Annotated in this window: 1 pseudogene; it reads right to left on the minus strand. The window is 43.0% G+C overall.

The window, feature by feature from the left end:
• Positions 1-612: pseudogene (locus M1R56_RS10020) on the minus strand (hypothetical protein); the annotation flags it as partial.

Raw genomic sequence — 612 nt, forward strand, 5'->3', positions numbered from 1 at the left:
ATTGCCTCACCTGATTTACCACCGACTTGATCATTGGCAAGGGTTTGACCAGTTGTTTGATCAACGTACTTGATGACAGCTTTTTGATCTGCCTTACGGTAGACAACAGGGGTATCAGCTCCTGGGTTAGATGGTGTTACATTTGGAATGTCTGTCACATAACCTGGGATGACTGGTGTTGGGGTTACACCACCTTTAGTTGGATCGTTTGGATCATTCGTATATTGTGGAGTTGGCGCATTTGGAATTGGGTTTCCATCTGGGTCAACTGGAATGATCTTACCGAGTTCCTTATAAACCACTTTATCTGTAGCTTCTGGGTGTTCTGGTGTAACTGTCTTACCACCAGCTTCAGATTTATCCGCATAATAGTGTTCAACGACTGGGACTTTTACTTTGCCATAGTCATGACTGTTTTCAGTCCATGTTGTTGTACCATCTGCTTGATTCTTCTTACCTGTGAAGGTATAGTCGCTTTGAACATCATCTTTTGGTGTGGTTGAACCAGCTCCTTCAAACGTTACCGTTTGTTTTGTTGGTTGCGTCACATCATTTGTTTTTGGTACATAGATGATTGGCGTATCTTCCCCTGGTTTATCAGGTGTTACAGGT

Origin of the sequence: Streptococcus sp. oral taxon 431 (genome assembly GCF_023115445.1) — a bacterium.
Lineage (GTDB): Bacteria > Bacillota > Bacilli > Lactobacillales > Streptococcaceae > Streptococcus.